This window comes from Herbaspirillum sp. WGmk3 (genome assembly GCF_023952535.1).
In the GTDB taxonomy this organism is placed as follows: domain Bacteria; phylum Pseudomonadota; class Gammaproteobacteria; order Burkholderiales; family Burkholderiaceae_D; genus Herbaspirillum; species Herbaspirillum huttiense.
On the sequence record NZ_JAKYWT010000003.1, the window covers coordinates 55,840 to 74,647 of the forward strand.

The window sequence follows — 18,808 nt, forward strand, 5'->3', positions numbered from 1 at the left end:
GGCTGGACATTTCTTCGCCGTCTAACCGGTCAATCAGGACTCAGCAGATTCCGAAACAGGTATCTACTGAACCTCAGTTGTCCAAAGAACGATGGCTCAATTTTTTCCAACGGCCCCATCAATCCAAGCGTTCCGGCCAACTTGGCTCTGGAGCACACCTCATTGCAACGTAGTAGCACAGCCCTAACGGCAGCCAAATCCAGAAGAACCAGATCATCAGAAACGCAAGAATCAACTCTACCGCGCCCATACGACTACGATAGAACCGCCCTTCTTCTCCCGGAGCGAGATAGGGCATGTAGAAGAACAGGCTATTCAACAAGGAAATCCGCCGCTCACGCACATGTAGCGTCGGCAGATTGGATGGGCCTTGCTCCATGTACCTTCGCACATAGGACCAGATAGACTGCAAGCCTTGGGTTGCAATGTCGTTGCCTCTGAGGGTGATCCGCTCAAGCACCTCCGTGGTTCCTGGTCGGCAAACTACCAACACCAAGGCGTATCTCACCATATAGACCTTGCCGTTGAATCCGGCCTGTTTGGTCAACTCGGCCTCGATGTCCGTCCAGTCGAAAGTCTTCAGCAGAAGTTTTCGGTGTGCGAAAGGATTGAGACTGAGGCTGAAATCCTGTACGTGAATCTTTCCAGCACGACGGTCAAAACGTACAGGAAGATCACGTGGAATTCGACAGTCCAGCCAGATCAGGAACAGGCTGTAGCCGGCGAGGGCGAGGTTCTGAATCGTCAAGATCGTTATCACCAATACAGATCTGGGAGGCGTGAAGATAGACGTGAAGACATGTGGCGCGAACCAGCACAGTATCAGCAAGACCGCCATTCCGATGAAAATGAAGCCACCACGCAAGATGGAAGATGCACGAGAGATCTCAAGTTTACTTTGATCGACACCGATCACATCCTCTTGCAGAGCCATGACGGCAACTTCTTCCTCAGCCAGCGCCGCTCGGGCCGGGAGGTCCTCATACCAGAGGGAATTGGGTGGATTAAAACGCGACGTACCCCTGGCCATTAAAGCTCCTCGTTGACTACCGTACCCGTCAGACACGACATGTCGCTGCTATCGGGCCAATAATTGACCTTCAAGCTGATTTCCGAAAACTCGCGTGAATCAATGGAAGCAAATGCGCGCTCAATTGCAACGGCCACATTGCCCTTTTCATCAAAAGTATATGTCCGTACATAGGGGTCGACGGTGGGCCAAGATATATCAGATTGCTTCAAAGGCTTGGTAGCGTTGGCAGTCAAGGGCCATGGTGGATTACCGTATTTATCTCGGTAGAGCCGCACATTTCCATATTTCTTATGCTTCGCATACCACTCCCACTCGTAGGCTGAATTCTCTTGGTCGAACATGCCAAAGCTGATTTTCAGGCGCACATTGTCAGAGAGATGACCGTCAAAGTCCAGCGCGCCGCTGAGCCGATTGACCATACTGCGTGTACCCATTTCTATCCGCAGACCCGCAATAATGGCGTTGAGTTCGGCCATTTCCTCGATCATCTGAGCATCGGTCCAGAGCCCCTTCTGATTTCTGTTCTCTCCGAAATAGCAGCGGTCAGCCCACATCTCGGCCTGGGTGGATTCGGAGTTCATCGCATACCATGTTGCAGCGATTCCCAAACCCACAAGGACCAACGCAACACCTATGGGGCCAAAGAGCGTACTGCTCCCTATGACCGCTGCAGTACCACTGGCCACTGCAGAACCAACAAACATCATCGATGCCACCAAATAGAAATCGCTAGCGGTCTTATCGCCATGCTTTCCTGCTCGCTGGGAAGAGGAAAAGGACTGAATCGCGTCCACGATCCCCGATATCGCCCCCATCAAACCTGCGGCAACGAAGAGGCGTCGGCCAAGCATATCCTTCCCTACGATCTTAAACACTGTCCCGGCCGTCTCCGTAGTTGCCGCGAGTACCCCGATACCGGCGGAGATTAACGACAACTGTGCCTCATCACCATCTGCTCCGAGCTTTTCCTTCACCTCCTTTAGGGCCCCCTTGAATGCCCAGGCCTGGAAGACTACCGCGCCGCCCGCCAGTAATGGCTCTTGCAACTGGCTACCAACTCGCAGCCCTTTACTCATTAGACTGCGCGTAAACTCGCTGGCCTGAGAGAGGCTCATGTCCACTCGGCGCCCCAGCCCACCGAGCTCACGAGTGGCAGTTTGGCTGATAATCACGCTAGATATCACCACTGACCGAATCACATTGTTAACAGCGGTCGTCCCTTCCTTCTTTACTTTCTCCAGCATGGCATTAATGGTAGCCGCCTTCTCGAAAGTCCAGAGCGTGACCTCGACCAAGGTATCACGTACTCTGGCGTTATTGATACTCATCAAGCCCGCCAGCACTAGCGATCCGACCTCCTTGCGAGCCTTTCCTGCTGCTTGAAAGGCAAGATCGGACAACAAGCGCTGATACTCCCGCACCGTCATCTGGACTTTGATGAAGATGGGTTCTACATCGTTGTACAGTATGATCGCCGCCTGAGTTGCTCGATGCGCAATCAACGCGGCCTGAGGGTTGATCTTGGATTCAAGGCGGCCGACCGAAGCGGAAATAGCCAACATAATCTGAGTCAGCGATTGCTTGATCCCTCCGCTAACTTCCCTAATTTTCTTTTGAACGCCTTCGCCCTGCTCTGAAGCAACCAGATTTTTACTGATGTCATACAGCTTATCGCCTTTGTTGACTTCACCATCCGCTGGTACCAGATAGGCAATGAGATCCATTCGTTTACCGAACAACGCTGGCCAGATGGGTGTATTCGGATCATCGACCTTCGCATTGATCCAGGCCTCCCAGACCGATTGTGTGTAGGTATCTTCGCCTGCGCCGCCGGCCAACGCAGGCGCATATGCCTGTACCAGCGCCACGTAATCACTACTGTAGCGAGTCCGATAATCCTTAAGATGATCCAGCCATGCACTATCCTTGGCCCATAAAGACCAGTCATGTGCGTGCTCCTTAATCTCCTCTGAATATTTTTTCATCGCCTCCTGGTAACGCGCGTCGAATGCACTGCGTTTGGCCTCACTATAGCGTTTGGCGATCTTGGACCAAGCGGCTGCGGCGTCTTGCTCTGCACGCTCTTTGCGGCTAGTGGTGTAGGTCGTTCCAACCCCACCCACCCCCAACGCAGGATCAAGCTGGTTGATTGTCACGGTTTGCACATCTGGCAGATTTTTCTTCTTCTCCTCCACCGTACGTGCAGCTAATGCAGCCTTTTCAAAGTAAGCCTTCAGTCCCAAGATAGACTTAGATATCACAAGAGGCCGCATTACCAAGTCGGTGTAGTTCTGCCGAAACTGAATGAAGTGCAGTCGAGCCGAATTAAGCTCTTGCACGATGCCCACCGGATCAGCCAAGACCACAGCTGCAGTCTTCCGTGCCGCACCGAACTGCTTGAGCGTTTTCTGGGAGTATGCCTTGACGTAACTACCGAGTGCAGCAAGTTGACCAGCTCGCGGGAAGTTTCCGTGGAGGCTTTCCCACATGAAGTTCTGATCTACCGTCTTTTCTACCATCCAAACCTTAGCGGGATAGGTCAGACGTAGCCTGTATTCTTTATCGTCTAGTGCGTATTCTTCCGCAAAGTTGTGAAGCTCGGCAGCCGTTTCGCTGACTTCAAGTGCGTGCTTGTGCTGCGCCGGGTTAGCGGCTAGAGCCGTGCAATCAACGTGCTGCATACGGGTGTCGGGCTTGGCCTCGAAAGCATCACGCACCTCTTTCCGCCACACAACGTCAGCAAACCCGATCCATACTTTTTTATAACGTTCTGGGATATTGATGAAACTCGCGGGGATATTGTGGCCGTCCCGCTTGCACGCCTCAGTCAAGGGACGATCGGCCTTTGCGTCCGGATCATCCGGATTCTTCATCAAACGCAGATAGCCGTCCTCAGTCACCGCATACGTTTGCCAGTGGCCTCTCACTCCTAGATAAACATGAACATACCCTTTGCGTAGCACCCGCAGGGTGTATCGGTTTCCTTTTAGCGGTTGCGCAGAGAACTTTTCCATCTGCGGCAATGAAAGCAGATTGGTGTTCAATGTGGTGACGTAGGCCGGCTTGACCGCATAGCGTAATGGCAGAATCGGATAGCCAGTACGCTGGCAAAAACTGCATTGACCGTTGCTGCCGAGAGCGCATTTCTGGGCGCTATCGGCATTGGCGCGCATCTTAGCTGCACCGGTGGCTGATTTAACTTGAGTGACGTCAGTGTCCATCAGAATCTCCAAATAACGTTGGACCGGCCTCGCGTGTGGCGGCGATCTCTTCCAGTGTGTCGTCAGTCAGCCTGCACATCAGTTCACTCAAGGTCCGCTCTCCTTGCAGCGCCTGCCTGATAGCATTCGCTGCAGCGGGATGGCTTGTCCAAGCGGGTGAAAACGAAAAATCATTGAGCGCGAAGAACACCAGATCTTCTGTACGCTGCAATCCCAGCGCAGCGGCCCGCTGCAGGGATGCGTCGATGGTAGTTTCGGGGTAGACAGGCAACGTGTGACCAGCATCCGCCATCGCCACCGCGACCACTCGTGCATTCGCTACCCTCTGCTGCGCCTCCCAGTGGCGCTGGCTGAGGTGATCCTTGCCTGGGACGCCATCGGCCAAATCACTGGCAGCGAGACTCCGGAGCTCTCCTTTCATATCGAGCCACATCCAGTGACTGATCGGCCCAATCCAGCGCCGCAGAAAACTCTCACGTCCCGCATCAACAACCAGCGAAAGACGATGAGGCTCAAACAAAGGCAGCACGCGACGGCATCCACGCGTCAGGTCGAATAACTCGCACGCGGGAGCCAAATGTTTGGCGACTTGATGAGCAGAACTTTCTGAGACCAGCCATCCACAGACATAACTGCCGTTGATACTATCGCGCCGATACCAAGCATGAGCAATACTCAAGTCCAGCAGCGCGTCGTCTGGGTACCCGCGATCACCAGGCGAATACAAGGTCACCAAGGCGGGGCAAATCGCTGGGTCGTGAGCAAAGTCGGCACGCGGCACCAAAACAGCCTCTGCCGGGATATCGCGTTTCTTCAGCCGCGTGATATGCAATTCATCGTCGTCAGCGCAAGGGTGATTCCCATCAAGCAGCAAGTGGACATAGCTCCCCGGATTGACTTCGCGCAATTGAAACAAGACGGCACGCAATTGTTCATTAATTTGTATTTGGCTCATGATGAGATTCGTCTTCCACCATTCATCGGATTCGAGCACCGTCAGGCACCAGTCTTATACTCACAATCAGCCAACGGTCCAGGTACCGGCAAACTTGCACTGGAGCCAGAGCTCGCCGGTCCCGTCAACTCCTTGGCACTAGCCCTGAACTCCATCGCCCCCGGCCCATGCACCTCGATGTTGCCGCCCTCGAGTTTCAGCCACGCGCCCTGCGCACTGAACTGCACATGCTGCTTGCCCGTGATCTGCACGTCCTGCCCCACGCTGGCCACCGTCACCTGCTTCGCCGCCGTCATGAGCGTCTTGCCCGACTGGCTCTGCACGCTGACCTTGCCCGATGCAGCATGTAGCGCCATGCCGGCATCCTGAACCGGCTTGCTGGCATCACCGACTTTGCCGTAAGTGAAAAGACTGATCCCTGCCTTGGCCAGATGATGCAGATTGCCCTGGGCAATCTGGTTGATGTCCTTGCCCGCCGTGACGCTGCTGGTCACCCCGGCTGCCAGAATCGCGCTGGCCGGTGTTGCCGCCGCGATGCCGGCCGGACTGGAGAGCTGCAACTGCGGCGCGCTGAAGGCGGTCGCGCCAGTTGTGCTTGCTTCGCTGCCCTCACCACCGCTGCCATTGCCCGATGAAGCCGTGGCACTCGCCTTGAGCACCTCGACCGACTCCGCCAGCGATTCCACCGCGGGCAACTTGCCTGCTTCCGTCTCGCCCTCGAATTTGGCATTGTGCTTCTGCGCGGTCTCCGCCAATTGCTTCTGCTTATCGACGCTGTCCGCCAGCTGCGAAAGCGCACCCCGCACATCCAGCTGCGCCCCCGAACTCTTCTCCGTCGACAGCAGCAATCCCTGACCGCCGCGCACGGCCGCACTGTAGCGGGTCTTCAGCTCGAAGCCCTGACCAGTGGTGGCCAAGCGCTGATTGTCGGTCTGCTGGCGCAGCAGACCAAGATTCAGTTCGCTGGCACCGTCATGGCCATCCGCATGCTGCTGCAGCGAGGCGCGCGACTGGCCGGGGGTATCGTCAAACACCAATTGGTTGTACGCGCCACCGCCGCTCTGGCTGGCACCCAATGCCTGTGTCTTGATACCGGAGAGCACCGCCGCATGCTGGTGCCCGTCCGTATCGCCAGGGAACCACGCCGGTGCATTGCCGGTGGCCGCACCTGCACCCTGCCCGGCCTGGTTGCCCTGGGCATTGTCCTGCCCGCGACCGTTGTACAGCGTGCCGATGACCACCGGACGGTCGATGTCGCCTTCGATGAAGTCGATCAGGACTTCCTGCCCCACGCGCGGCACCGCCTGCCCCCCCCAATTGGCGCCCGCCGTCGGCGCAATACCCGCCAGCACCCGAACCCAGGTGCCAGATTGTTCATTGGCTGGCGCGCCAACGTGACCTTCCGGTGCCGGAGAACTCAAGCCGCTGTGGCTGCGCTCGCCGCGCTGCCAATGGAATTGCACACGGATCCGGTTATCGCGGTCAGTATGGACCGCCTGTCCCTGCGCGCCGACCACCACGGCCGTCTGCTGGCCGCTCGCCACCGGCTTGGGATGCAGACGCTTGCCCTCAGCATCCGTCAGCAGGGGACGATACGGAATCTTGATGCGGATCGCCTCGAAACGATTGCGGTAAACCGGCCGTGCAACGCCGCGCGCAGGCTGCAAGGCGGCATCGAGCAGACTACCCGCAGCCGCGCCCTCGTCCAGTGCGGCTTCGCCCAGCAGACGCATCGCCTCCGCCGTGAGATCCGCGTTCAGATTGTTGTGTGCCTGGTGAACCACCCGCAGCAGCGCGAACTCGTCATCCGCGCCACCGATATGGTCGTAGTGACCAGTGAGGGTAAAGCTGGTCGCGGGCCTGAGACTGCGCACCGTGCCCGTGCCGGTGAAGATTTCATTGCGCGCCTCGATGGCCTGCATCTGATTGCGCGCCTGGCGTTCGGCCTGCGCACGGTTCTCGTTGGCGTAGACGCCGGGCGCATCGCGCAGGGTCAATACCAGACCGCCCGGTGTTTCGCCCTGGCTGGCGTGGGCATCATCGCCACCGGTACTGCTCATGCTGCTGGCCTCTCGTACAGCGGCCTGGCGGTAGTCCCAGGTCAGGATCTCGACCGCATTGCTCTGCCAGCGGCGCACGCTGCGCCAGCGGTCAATACTGTCCTGCGACATCACCGCTCCCGGCTGGCTGAAGGCAATCTGGTCACGTGCATTGGGCTTGAAGCTGCCGTTGTGGTCAGCGATGACCACAGTGTGCGTTCCCAGGCTGGCGCTGCTCGGGTCGCCGGTGTGCTCGATGTAGTAGAACAGGCCTTCCTCGGCCAGCAGGCGTTCGACGAAAGCGAGATCGGTCTCCTGGTACTGCGTCGCCAGACTGCGCCTGGGGTAGACCGAGGCATCCTGCAAGTCCAGTCGCCAGGCGGGCTGCAGCTTGCCTTGTCCCTGGTAGTCACGGAAGACGGATTCGATGATGTCCGGCACCGTCATGTCCTGGAATACTGCACTGTCGCGCCGATGCCGCAGGAAGGCCAGCCACGGCTCGATGGTCAGCAGGTAACGTGCCATGCCGCCATTCGCCCCTTCCATCCGGCAGTCGGTGACGTGGCCATGGAAGGCGCGCGGCACACCATCGGTATCCAGCTCAACCAGCACCGGCTGCCCCAGCAGCTTGCGCAGGGAAATGCCGGCGTTCAGGCTGAGGCAGGAGAGCTGCAGGCGATAACCGGCGATGTCCGCCTTGCCATCCATCGCGCCGCGCTCCTCCTGGAACGCACTGATCTGCTCGACGGCCTGCAATTTCTCGGCCATCAGCGTCTCAGCGCCCAGCTCCGCTCCTGCGGCCATGTACAGCCGCATCACCCGCGTGGATTGATTCCACGCCCCCGCCAGGGCGGCGATGGCCGAGGCAATCATGATTGCCCCACCGTTGATCGGACAAACTTAGCGGCGGGCGCTGCCGGGTGAAGGTGTGGAGAGGAACACGTCATGATCTTGACCGCTTCGTGAAGATTACTGGATGGTGTACTTGAAATCGCCCTTCTTGCTGGCCGAGACCTTGATGCGGCTGATGCCCTGCCCTTCGGCCATGCGCGCCAATACGCTTTCGGCGATCTCCGGCAAGAGGCTGCCGTTGAGGATGTTGTCCACATTGCGCGCGCCGGAATCAACCTCGGTGCAGCGCGCGAGCACGGCTTCGACCAGCGCCTTGTCGTAGCTGAACTCGGCCTTGTGGTTGCCGGCGATCCGGTTGGCGATGCGCGCCAGCTTGAGATGAATGATCTCGACCAGCACCTCATCGGCAATCGGGTAATACGGGATGACCTTGAGACGCCCCAGGAAAGCCGGCTTGAAGGCCTTGACCAGCTGGGGCCGGATCAGCGCATCGAGCTCATCCGGGGTGGGCAACTCTTCCGCAGTCTTGTTCAGGCACGCCTGCATCATCTGCGAGGAAGCGACATTGCTGGTGAGGATGATGATGGTGTTCTTGAAGTCGATTTCGCGGCCTTCGCCATCGTCCATCACGCCCTTGTCGAAAACCTGGAAAAACAATTCCAGCACATCCGGGTGCGCCTTCTCCACCTCGTCGAGCAGCACCACGCTATACGGATTGCGCCGCACCGCCTCCGTCAGTACGCCGCCCTCGCCATAGCCGACATAACCCGGCGGCGAACCCTTGAGGCCGGAGACGGTATGGGCTTCCTGGTATTCGCTCATGTTGATGGTGATCAGCTTGCGCTCGCCGCCATACAGCACGTCGGCCAGTGCCAGCGCAGTCTCGGTCTTGCCGACGCCGGACGGTCCGACGAACAGGAACACGCCCTTGGGCTTGCCCGGATCATCCAGATTGGCGCGCGAAGTACGCACGCGCTGTGCGACAGCAGAGGTCGCCTGCGGCTGCCCGAGCACGCGCTCGCGCAGCAAGGCGTCCAGGCCCAGCACAGTCTTGATCTCGTCCTTGACCATCTTGCCCAGCGGGATGCCGGTCCAGCCGGCCACGATCTCGGCTATCACATGGCCATCCACCTGGACCGGCACCATCGGGGTCTCGCCCTGATGCTGCTTCAACTCGTCCAGCAACTGCTTCAGGTCGGCGCGCGCAGCATCGGCATCACCGCTGTTGCTACCTTCCTTGTTGGCGCCTTCCAGCGCGGCACGCGTCTGCTGGATGCGCTCATTCAAGCCACGCTCCTGCTCCCAGCGGGTCCGCAGATCGGCCTGTTCAGCCAGGGCCGCGGCGTGTTGCGCCTGCAATTCGGCCAATCGTGCCTGATGCTCGGAGCCGCTGGCGCTCTCGCGCTGCAGTGCGCCGATTTCGACATCCAGACGCTCGATGCGCCGCGTGACGCCCTCCAGCAGCGCCGGCGTGGCATTCTGTCCCAGCGCCACCTTGGCGCAGGCAGTATCGAGCACGCTGATGGCCTTGTCCGGCAGCTGGCGGCCGCTGATGTAGCGATGCGACAGGCGCACGGCTTCGGTGATCGCTTCGTCATACACGCGCACGCCGAAGTGCTTTTCCATGAGCGGGGCCATTGCACGCAGCATGGCGCATGCCACTTCCTCGGTCGGCTCCTCGACCTTGATGACCTGGAAGCGGCGGGCCAATGCGGCATCCTTCTCAAAATACTTCTTGTATTCGCTCCAGGTCGTGGCGGCGATGGTGCGCAACTCGCCACGTGCCAGGGCGGGCTTGAGGAGGTTGGCGGCGTCGTTCTGTCCGGCCTGGCCACCGGCACCGATCATGGTGTGCGCCTCGTCGATGAAGAGAATGATGGGATGCGGGCTTTTCTTGACCTCGTCGATCACGTTCTTGAGGCGATTCTCGAACTCGCCCTTGACGCTGGCACCGGCCTGCAGCAGGCCCATGTCCAGCGTATGGATCTCCACGCCTTGCAAGGGCTGCGGCACATCGCCCTGGGCGATGCGCAGGGCCAGGCCCTCCACCACGGCGGTCTTGCCCACGCCGGCCTCGCCGGTCAGGATGGGATTGTTCTGGCGGCGGCGCAGCAGGATGTCGACCGCCTGGCGGATCTCGGCGTCACGTCCGATGACCGGGTCGATCTTGCCGTCACGGGCACGCTGGGTCAGCTGGGTGGTGTACTGGTCCAGCGCCGGGGTCTTGCTGGCAGCGCGCTGCTGCAGTTCGCCCACGGGATCGCCGCCTGCGCTGTCCTCTTCACCCGGCTTGCCGCCGGCATCTGCCATCGCGGGCGCTTCCACCGAACCTTCGGTGAGTTTGTGCAGGTCATGCTTCAGTTCGTCGACCTTGAATTTGGCAAACAGCTTGGAACCGCGATAGGCCAGTTGCGACAGCTCGCTCTGGGTCAGCAGCGCCAGCAGCAGGTGGCCGCTGCGGATGGCGGGATTACCGCTGTCCAGCGAAGCGATCAGCCAGCCATGTTCGAACAAGGTTTGCAGATGAGGAGACAGCACCGGGGTCCGGGTATTGCCGTTCTTGAAGGTGCCGATTTCGCGTTCGAGATCAGCCTGCAGACTGTCGAGACTGATGCCGCTACGTCGCGCGATCAGGCAAAAGTCGGATTGCGGCTGCTCCAGCAGGGCCAGGAACAGGTGTTCCAGGTCCACTTCATACTGGCCGCGCGACATGCACAGCGTGGCTGCGCGTTCCGTGGCCAGGCGCGCGGACTCGTTGAGTTTGCTGATCAGGGATTTCAGGTTGATGCCCATGCTGCGTTTCCTTCCTGCTTTGAGTGGCGACAGCCTTGGCGGCCATCTTGGTTTTTGTGGTTTTCTTTCACATCACTGAACGGCAATTTCGTAGCGGATATCGGCACGGTCCCTTGTTTCGGGCGCGGTGGCGATGAAGGTGTCCCAACCCAGGCGTCCTCCTTCATTTGTGCCCGCAAGCGCCATCCCGCGGACATCCTGCGCACGCAGCACCAGCTGCACTTCATATTCGAGCGTCGATCCGGTGAACATGCCCAACATGCGCGCCAAGGCCAGGGAGGCCTTCTTCCCTGGCAGGAACTGCTCGAAATCCTTCATCGCCAGCGGGCCGATACGCAGACGCATGCGCAGGTCGCGCTGCCAGACTCGCTCGCCGGCCATGGCCGTGCCGAGGGCCGAATTGGTCGAACCCAGCATGGTCTGGTGTTCGCGCGGCACCTTGTACCAGTAGCCGACGAACTGCTCGATCTGCAACGGCACCGAGAAATACTCGCCCAATACCTTCTGCATGTAGGGTGCCGAGGCGGGACGGTGGCGGAAGGCCCCCGCGAAGTGCGCCAGGGATTCGTCGCGGACACCGTTGCCCTCGATATCCTGCAGGCGCTCGCGCAATGAACGGAAACCGAGCCCGGACAGGGACAACAGCAACGGCAGGAAGGTATCGCGGCGGCCGGCTTCGTATTGAAAGGCCAGCCGGTACTTGCTCCACGCCTGATAGAACAGGGCGAGCGAACGCGTGGAAAAGGCATCCAGGAAAGCACGCGGACCTTCATCTCGCTGCTCGATCTGGTGACGGGCGATGCGCTCGGTGTAATGCGCAGGAAGCGAACCGCTGCCGCCCAGGAAGCCCATGAAGGTCGGCGTCAGCCGCACATACTTCATCTGCCCGCTGCGCAGTGCCTCTGCCATGTCAGCGACGGAGACAGTCTCGTCTTCGCGCGGCGGATAGGTCTCAATTCCCTCGATTTCGCTGGCAGGAAAACCGAGTACGGTGCGATTGGCAAAGCGCAGGAAATCACTGACCGCACGTTCATGCGGCACCCCGTTGCGCTTGAACCAGAGTTCGATCATGCGCACGGCCTGGAAAAACTGGAAGCGGTGAGGAGCGGCGAACAGCCGCTCGATCACGCTAGGCTCAAATCTCCGCTGCGTGGCCTGCATTTGAGCAGTTCCTCCCCGGTTCTTTTGGATATCACGGTCAACTGCGAAAAGCTGTTGGCGTGGACGTACAAACCCATGAAGCGATCGATCACGCCGGCAAAGGCGTGCAAGCCGCTGCCGACGAAACCTTCTTCATCCACAGTCAGCTTGACCTCGATGCCGCGCACCAGGCTGGCGAACGGATTGCCCGGTAACCATGCGGTGGTGGCTTTGTGATCGATGGCAGCGATGGCGCTGATCTGACGTTGCGAAATGGGTGAATTGGATTGGTCGTAAAGCGTGAGCATCTCCTGGAAGGCTTCCAGCCCGCCCCGCATGAGGGAGAGGTGATTCAGCGAGAGATGCGAGATCAGACGCCATTGCGCGCCGCGCCCACGCTCGAAGCGCGACGGCAGCGTCGGCTTGCGCAACAAGGCGGCGGTGCGGATTACGCCGCCACCTTCCAGGCTCAAGTCTCCGCCCGGCAGGCCGTAGGTCAGCAAGGCAGGCAGGTCGCGGTTGGTGCAGGTCAGCTCGATGCTCAGGGTATCGGTCTCGACCTTGGCCGGATCGAAATCGATATCGACGATCGAGATCTCCGTTTCATATCCGGGGCTCTTCAGGGCGACCAATTCGTCACGGCGCATGGCCCAGTAGTGACCATCACTCTCCGGTGCCTGGCCGTGGCGCAGGGAATAGAAGGGGCGGAAACGCGTGATCGATTCGCCTTGCGGCGTCTGGCGCACCAGCTGGACCGAATCAATCGAGTAGACCTCGTAACCGAAGGCACGACGCCCGTCGGGCAGAACCGGATAAGAGGCACCGGCATGCGTCAGGCGGATCGGATCGCCCCGCTGGCTGAACAGGTTGATGACTGGCGTGCAGCCCAGCAGCAGATTGGCCGCGCTGACGCCGCCGAGCTGGCGGGCGATATGCGAATCGGCGCGCAAGCCGGACAGGCCCAGGTGCAAGGTGAAGCTTTTGGTCCCGGCCGGCAGGACGGCGAGAATGGCCGACAGATCGATGTCGAAGAAATTGAATTTCTCGGGGAAGGCAAAATACTCGGTCAGCAGGCGATAAGCAGGATGCGATTGCGACGGGAAGTCGATCAGCGCGTCCTCTTCAGCGAACCCCACCTCGGCCAGCGGAACCTTGCGCAGCCCGGTCCAGCGGCCGCTGCGCGGCAGCTCGACCCAGGCAGCCGTGCTGCGCATGAAGAGGCTGTCACGCAGGGCGGCGCAGAACGAGGCCTCGCCATCGATGAAGACGCGCAGCGAGGCCAGGCCCAGCTTGGACAAGGTCACCTGCTCGGTGGTGGTCTCGATGGTGATGGACAGGGAGGATGTCACCGAAGTCGGCAATACCACTGCCTCGGGCGCATCGATGATGGGAGAAAAGACCGCTTGCGCTAACCGGATGGGCGCGACCGGCACATCGTAAGCGCTCTGGAACCGGCAGATCACGCCCTTCACCGGCCGCGTGGATAGCGCCGTCCCGCGCGGGATGACGGTGGCGTTGGTCAGCTGCGCAGCCGAGGCTGCAGAGTCCATGCGCGCGATCGAGCAGGAGGGGAAAGGTCGCAGGTAATGCGGATAGAGGACCTCGAACAAGGCCTCGGTGAATTCGGGGTAGTCGTCATCAAGCCGCTTGGAGACCCGCGCGTTGAGCAGCGCATAGGACTGGATCATGCGCTCGATATGTGGATCCTCACAGATCTCGCCGGCCATCAACAGGCTGCCTGCGATCTTGGGATAGCGCTCGGAGAACTCGCGGGAATAGCGCCGCAGGAAGCTCAGCTCGCGCTCGTAATAGGGAAGCAGCTCTTGCACTTAGACTCCTATGCGCGTGGTTCGCGACTTGCTGATCGAATATTGCAGGGTGGACGGCTGCAGGACGGCGTCAAAATTGACGGTCTCGCGCGCCGCATTGACCACGAGCAAGGCACTGATGGCGAAATTGAGGCGGTTGATCGAACCTTCCTGGATCTCCAGCGTGGCCTTGACGTTGCGCAATCGTGGCTCGTGCCGGGAGATGGCTTCTTCCAGGGAATGGCAGATGGCAGTGCGGTCATCCAGGCTGGCCAGGCTCATCCCGGCAAAATCATTGAGACCATAGGCGATGATGGAGGTGCTGCATTCGGGATATTGCTGCAGCAATTCCTCGGGCACGACGGAGCGCGTGTTGAGCATCGCTTCCAGATCGCGTGCGACGGCATCCTTGAGTTCTTCTATGGAAAGGCGGCTGACGACAGGGCTGAAGGAGGAACGCGGTCCATCATTCATCAGCTTGTCAAACAGGCTGGGCGCGAAGCCTTTCATATGCTTTCCCCCGTCTGGTGATCGAATTATCGGGTGGGTGAATCGACTGGCCTGGCCGACCAATCAACGATCTTGATAGTGAATCACACGGTGTTGAAAGCGGAAGTCCGCCGGAAGACCGGCGGACGTCATACGCTTCATGAATGGCTGTTCTTTTGCCGACAGCTCATCCGTTCAGTGCAAGGTTGCCTCAGATGACCTTGTTGGTCGACAGATCCCAACCGCCCGAGGTATTGCCGGCGGTCCCGCCATCCTTCTTCTGCTGGGTGTACTTCCACTTGACGGTGGAGTACTTCAGGCCGACCACTTCGTTCAGGATCTCGCCCGACTCGATGGAGGGAGCGACGCTGCTGATCATGACGTTGGTCAGTTCGATTTCGAAATAGCGGACGCGCTCGCCCTTGCCATCGGCGCGCATGAATTCGAACTTGGCCTTCGGGATGGTCTTGCCCGAGGAAGAGTTTTGCAGCAGCAGCGGCGAAGCCAGGTCAGCCACCTTGGTGAACACGATGTCCTTGTGCTCGCAGCGCTCGGCGGTGTGGCCACCACCAGTCGATGCGGTTGCCGATTTCGGCTGCAGGACTTCCCAGTCAACGGTCTTGCACTCGATCCAATCCTTGTGCAGGTCATCAGTGGATTCACCCTTGATGCCGTCGATTTGCAGATAGACGTCAATTGCCATAACTTATCCTGTAAACATGAGGGAGGAAAAATAGTTAAGATTTACCTGCCTGCGGCAGCTCCGCAACCAGCCGGAGCGACACGGACAGTTCATCCAACTGAAAATGCGGACGCAAGAACGACACGGCGCGATAAACGCCTGGCCGTCCCGGCACTTCCGACACCTGTACCGAAGCTTCGCGCAGCGGGAATTGCGCTTTTGCTTCCTGCGTGGCGTTGTCATCCAGCAGCACGTATTGCGCGATCCAGCGATTGAGGAAGTCTTCGACGTTTGAAGCGGCAGCAAAGCTGCCGATCTTGTCCCGCATCATCGACTTCATGTAGTGAGCGATGCGCGAGACGGCAAAGATGTATTGCAACTGCGAGGACAGGACCGCGTTGGCATTGGCCGCATCCGTGTTGTACTTCTTGGGCTTCTGAGCGGACTGGGCACCGAAGAAGGCGGCGTAATCCGTGTTCTTGCAGTGGACCAGCGAGATGAAGCCCAGATCCGACAGTTCTTTCTCGCGACGGTCGGTGATGGCGATCTCAGTGGGGCACTTGAGGGCGACTTCGCCTTCATCCGTCTTGAAGGTGTGGGTGGGCAGGTCCTCGACCAGGCCACCACCTTCCACGCCGCGAATGGCCGCGCACCAGCCGAAGTCCTCGAAAGCCTTGGTCAGTTTGCTGCCGAAGGCATAGGCAGCGTTGCACCACAGGTATTTGGAGTGGTCGGTGCCATCCACATCCTCGACGAAGTTGAAGCCTTCAACGGTGGTGCCATCCTTGGGATTGAATGGCAGACGGCCGAGGAAGCGCGGCAGGGTCAGGCCGACATAGCGCGAATCCTCGGATTCGCGGAAGGACTTCCACTTGGCGTATTCGACCGTGTCGAAGACCTTGGACAGGTCACGCGGCTTGCCCAGGTCGGCATAGCTCTCCAGGCCGAACAGCTCAGGCGATGCGGCGGTGATGAAGGGAGCGTGCGACGCAGCGGCGATGCGCGACATCTGCTCGATGAAGTACATATCTTCAGGCTGGCGCGTGATTTCGTAATCGCCCAGCAAGGCACCGAAAGGCGCGCCACCGAAGGTACCGAATTCTTCTTCATATACCTTCTTGAACATGGCGCTCTGGTCGAATTCCAGGGCCGAGTTGAAGTCCTTGACCAGTTCCTTCTTGGTGGCGTTGAGGATCTTGATCTTCTGATTCTCGCCAACGGTGGTGTTGCGCACCAGGTAGTTCAGGCCTGTCCAGCTGCCTTCGAGCTTCTGGAATTCGGGGGCATGCATGATGGCGCTGACCTGGTTCGAGATCAGATGATCCAGTTCGGCAATGCGGGCATCCAGGGTCGCCGACAGGTTGTCGGAGACGACCACCGTCCCTTCCATGACCTGGCTGACCAGTTCGGTAATCAGATCCTTGGCGCGGTCATGCTCGGAAGAGGACTTGGCGACCTTGCTTTGTTCGACGATGTCATCCAGAAGAGTGCTGGCGGCAGCGGCAGGCGCAGCACTTGCGGCAGCTTCGGTATTGGCTTGAGCGGACATGGGAATCTCTTTTACTTGTTGGTTTGCTTGCTGAGTTCGGCCAGCTTCTCGGTGCTGTTGAGCACGTCGCTGAGGATGTCTTCCAGCTTGTCGTTGCCGGCGATCTTGTTGCGCAGATCGGCCAGCTTGGTGCGGGCTTCCAGCAGCTTGCGCAGCGGCTCGACCTGCTGCACCACCGACTCGGGACGGAAGTCTTCCATCGAGCGGAACTTCAGTTCTACCGCGAATTCCCCGCCTTTGTCGGAGAGCTCATTGGAGACGCGATAAACCGCGCGCGGCTCGATGCCCTTCATGACTTCGTCGAAATTGTCGGGATCGATATTGATGAACTTCCGATCCTTCAGGCGCGGCTGCGGCACCTCCGAGTTGCCGCCAAAATCACCGACCACGCCGGTGACGAAGGCCAGTTCCTTCTTCTCGATGGCGTCACCGATCTCGACGTCATACGTCATCTGCACGCGCGGGGGACGCACTTTCTGCAGTTTTTTCTGGATGCTTTCTCTTTTGGCCATGTTTGCTCCGCTGCTGTATTGAGTGAACGCCCCATTCGCCTGAGGCGGCTTGAAAAGCGGGGACAGCACAAACTGCCCCCGCTGGCGCGCCTTACTTCAGATTGCCAAACGGATTGGGACCGCTGCCGCCGCCACTGCTGCCATTGCCAGCATCCGCGTCTGCAGCCGGTGCAGGAGCCGCCTTGCGGGCTGCCTTGCCGCGCGGACGGGCCGCTGCAACAGGCTTGGCCGGAGCGGGCACCAAGGTGTTTTCGCCGAGGCTTTCACGCAGGATCTTGGTCAGGTCCTGTGCTTCGGTCTTGACCGAACCATTCAATGCATTTTGTGAGCGCAGATCCCCCAGGGACTTGGTGGCCAGACGCAGACCGGAGACGGTCACGATGCTGTTGGCGACCTTGTCGGCGGGATCACGCTTGAGGGCTTCCTGGGCGTTGACGATCGCATCACTGTAATCACCTGCATCGAAGCGGATCTGGGCGATACGCAGCCAGGGCGTCTTATCAGCAGGGAAGCGGCTTGCCACTACCTTCAGCACCGACACGGCCTCGTCGGTCTTGCCTTCCGCCTGCGCGGTATTGGCCTGGGCCACTCCGCTTTCCAGCGTGTTCTTGGCCTCATCTTCCGGATTGGGCTTGCCCTGGGTATTGGCACAACCCGCCAACATCACCGCCAGCAACGCCGGAATGATCAGACCTGTCTTGAATTTGCTCGCACGCATTGGAAACCACTCCTTATATTTTTGACATTAAGAAAGCCTTGCACGACATCGCGCAAGCAAATTAGTCGGCACCGAAAAATTCCGGAGATTCCTGATTTTTAGACTGCAAATGAGATGCGACGGCAGTTTTCTGGCGAAATTGATGCTTCTGGAAACCGCACTTTTTCACTACGCCACGTTCTAATCACGACTATCAGGTTGTTGCCCGACTTAATAGTTTTAAGTAATTTGAACTTAAGCTCGTCCAAATGTATCGCATAGACCTTCAAGGGAAAATGCAGTTCCACAATCTGTAAAGACTTCCTAAAATTTTTTCGGCTCGCGAGAAATCGCTCATCAGAAATCCAATAAACCGCACGGGGCAGCGTTGAAAAACCGATTGATTAATCACCTGACAACTGGAGTTGTCATTTTTTCTCTATCCGGCTGCGCCGCCGTCGGCGCGGCCTCCGGGGTCGCGCAGGCCGCCAAGTCCACGCTGGAGGCACTCGGCCTGAAGAAGCCGGACACGCCGGAACTCCCCGACGCCCAGAAGCAGCCGCGTACCGTGCCGATCAAGCTGCACGCGTCCAAGGCGCTCAATGTCGATTCGCAGCAGCGGCCGCTGGCCCTGGTGGTAAAAATTTATAAGCTCAAGCAGAACATTAGTTTCCAACAGGCGTCATATGACACGTTCCTGAGTGCGCAAAAAGAAAAGGAAGCCTTGGGAGCCGACCTGCTGGAGGTCAAGGAAGTCACGCTGGTACCGGGCCAGCGCTATGAAATTTCCGAAAAGGTCAGTTATGAGGCCGGCTATATCGGTGTCGTGGCGCTGTTCGTCAATCCGGCACCGCAGCGCTGGCGTGTCGTCTTCAAGGCCGATGAAGCGGAGAAGAATGGCATTACCGTCGGCCTGCAATCCTGCTCATTGACAGTGGGTGCGGGGGCGGTGGCCATCGATATGCAGGGCAAGCCGCTGGAAAAGAATCTGATGCTGGCACCGGTTCAGTGTCATTGAAATTCAAACAACAATTCGCA

General features: G+C 59.1%; 13 protein-coding genes. 1 reads left to right on the top strand and 12 read right to left on the bottom strand.

Features of this window, described 5'->3' with window-relative positions; genetic code table 11:
- Positions 1–118: 118 nt before the first annotated feature.
- The 12 genes from MKD49_RS12145 to MKD49_RS12200 form a co-directional block, all read right to left on the bottom strand.
- On the bottom strand, positions 119–1,030 hold the full coding sequence (locus MKD49_RS12145; RefSeq protein WP_252696415.1) for a DUF6708 domain-containing protein: 912 nt from the start codon (positions 1,028–1,030) through the stop codon (positions 119–121).
- On the bottom strand, positions 1,030–4,254 hold the full coding sequence (locus MKD49_RS12150; RefSeq protein WP_252696416.1) for a T6SS effector BTH_I2691 family protein: 3,225 nt from the start codon (positions 4,252–4,254) through the stop codon (positions 1,030–1,032). The genes MKD49_RS12145 and MKD49_RS12150 overlap by 1 nt, the downstream gene beginning before the upstream one ends.
- Positions 4,244–5,248, bottom strand: a complete 1,005-nt coding sequence (locus MKD49_RS12155; RefSeq protein ID WP_252696417.1) for a hypothetical protein — start codon at positions 5,246–5,248, stop codon at positions 4,244–4,246. Before MKD49_RS12155 ends, MKD49_RS12150 begins: the two co-directional genes overlap by 11 nt.
- 2 nt (positions 5,249–5,250) lie before the next feature.
- The gene (locus MKD49_RS12160) at positions 5,251–8,121 is read right to left on the bottom strand and encodes a type VI secretion system Vgr family protein (RefSeq protein WP_252696418.1); all 2,871 of its coding nucleotides are present in this window, start codon (positions 8,119–8,121) and stop codon (positions 5,251–5,253) included.
- A gap of 96 nt (positions 8,122–8,217) precedes the next feature.
- A complete protein-coding gene (gene tssH / locus MKD49_RS12165) occupies positions 8,218–10,893 on the bottom strand; it encodes a type VI secretion system ATPase TssH (RefSeq protein ID WP_252696419.1) in 2,676 nt (891 codons plus the stop codon).
- A 72-nt stretch (positions 10,894–10,965) separates the two neighbouring features.
- On the bottom strand, positions 10,966–12,054 hold the full coding sequence (gene tssG, locus MKD49_RS12170; RefSeq protein ID WP_252696420.1) for a type VI secretion system baseplate subunit TssG: 1,089 nt from the start codon (positions 12,052–12,054) through the stop codon (positions 10,966–10,968).
- Complete coding sequence (gene tssF, locus MKD49_RS12175) at positions 12,018–13,862, bottom strand: type VI secretion system baseplate subunit TssF (RefSeq protein WP_039783887.1); 1,845 nt, start codon at positions 13,860–13,862, stop codon at positions 12,018–12,020. Before tssF ends, tssG begins: the two co-directional genes overlap by 37 nt.
- Entirely contained in the window at positions 13,863–14,351 is a 489-nt protein-coding gene (tssE, locus tag MKD49_RS12180; protein WP_134223451.1) for a type VI secretion system baseplate subunit TssE, read from the bottom strand.
- 190 nt (positions 14,352–14,541) lie between these two features.
- On the bottom strand, positions 14,542–15,033 hold the full coding sequence (locus tag MKD49_RS12185; protein ID WP_034330822.1) for a type VI secretion system tube protein Hcp: 492 nt from the start codon (positions 15,031–15,033) through the stop codon (positions 14,542–14,544).
- Positions 15,034–15,067: 34 nt separating this feature from the next.
- The gene (tssC, locus tag MKD49_RS12190) at positions 15,068–16,561 is read right to left on the bottom strand and encodes a type VI secretion system contractile sheath large subunit (RefSeq protein ID WP_034330820.1); all 1,494 of its coding nucleotides are present in this window, start codon (positions 16,559–16,561) and stop codon (positions 15,068–15,070) included.
- A gap of 11 nt (positions 16,562–16,572) precedes the next feature.
- Positions 16,573–17,073 carry a type VI secretion system contractile sheath small subunit gene (tssB, locus tag MKD49_RS12195; RefSeq protein WP_034330819.1) on the bottom strand — a complete coding sequence of 167 codons (501 nt, stop codon included), beginning with the start codon at positions 17,071–17,073 and terminating at the stop codon, positions 16,573–16,575.
- A 91-nt stretch (positions 17,074–17,164) separates the two neighbouring features.
- Entirely contained in the window at positions 17,165–17,791 is a 627-nt protein-coding gene (locus tag MKD49_RS12200; RefSeq protein WP_209535260.1) for a tetratricopeptide repeat protein, read from the bottom strand.
- Positions 17,792–18,158: 367 nt separating this feature from the next.
- Here MKD49_RS12200 and tssJ point away from each other — a divergent pair, with 367 nt between their 5' ends.
- A complete protein-coding gene (tssJ, locus tag MKD49_RS12205) occupies positions 18,159–18,788 on the top strand; it encodes a type VI secretion system lipoprotein TssJ (RefSeq protein ID WP_034330816.1) in 630 nt (209 codons plus the stop codon).
- Positions 18,789–18,808: the final 20 nt, after the last annotated feature.

What these genes read in the sequence shown, in the direction of transcription:
- MKD49_RS12145 (WP_252696415.1), bottom strand. Translation starts at nt 1,030, where the DNA reads ATGGCCAGGGGTACGTCGCGTTTTAATCCACCCAATTCCCTCTGGTAT.
- MKD49_RS12150 (WP_252696416.1), bottom strand. Translation starts at nt 4,254, where the DNA reads ATGGACACTGACGTCACTCAAGTTAAATCAGCCACCGGTGCAGCTAAG.
- MKD49_RS12160 (WP_252696418.1), bottom strand. Translation starts at nt 8,121, where the DNA reads ATGATTGCCTCGGCCATCGCCGCCCTGGCGGGGGCGTGGAATCAATCC.
- tssH (WP_252696419.1), bottom strand. Translation starts at nt 10,893, where the DNA reads ATGGGCATCAACCTGAAATCCCTGATCAGCAAACTCAACGAGTCCGCG.
- tssG (WP_252696420.1), bottom strand. Translation starts at nt 12,054, where the DNA reads ATGCAGGCCACGCAGCGGAGATTTGAGCCTAGCGTGATCGAGCGGCTG.
- tssE (WP_134223451.1), bottom strand. Translation starts at nt 14,351, where the DNA reads ATGAAAGGCTTCGCGCCCAGCCTGTTTGACAAGCTGATGAATGATGGA.
- MKD49_RS12185 (WP_034330822.1), bottom strand. Translation starts at nt 15,033, where the DNA reads ATGGCAATTGACGTCTATCTGCAAATCGACGGCATCAAGGGTGAATCC.
- tssC (WP_034330820.1), bottom strand. Translation starts at nt 16,561, where the DNA reads ATGTCCGCTCAAGCCAATACCGAAGCTGCCGCAAGTGCTGCGCCTGCC.
- tssB (WP_034330819.1), bottom strand. Translation starts at nt 17,073, where the DNA reads ATGGCCAAAAGAGAAAGCATCCAGAAAAAACTGCAGAAAGTGCGTCCC.
- MKD49_RS12200 (WP_209535260.1), bottom strand. Translation starts at nt 17,791, where the DNA reads ATGCGTGCGAGCAAATTCAAGACAGGTCTGATCATTCCGGCGTTGCTG.